The 250-nt window shown below is 63.2% G+C and carries 1 pseudogene; it reads left to right on the plus strand.

Annotated features, from left to right (window positions below):
- A pseudogene (locus AC0L20_RS41500) lies at window positions 1–250 on the plus strand (hypothetical protein); the annotation flags it as partial.

Below are 250 nucleotides of genomic sequence, written 5' to 3' on the forward strand. Positions count from 1 at the left end.
GCTTACAAAAAGCCGCGCGGATCGAAGTGGTGGTGGTGGCCGATACCGACCTACTTGCGGACGCTGTCAGCCGGACAACCGCCAATGGCAACCTGCGGTTCGTGTTGAACACGCTGGATAACCTGGCGGCTCCCGCAGAACTTGCGAATATTCGCCCGCGCATCACGTCGCGCCCACTCAGCGCGCTCGAGCCCATGCGTGAAGCCGCTGCACAGGCCTACCAGGAACGGGCTGCAGAACTGGAGCGTCG

The organism is Bradyrhizobium sp. Kon58 (assembly GCF_055807455.1).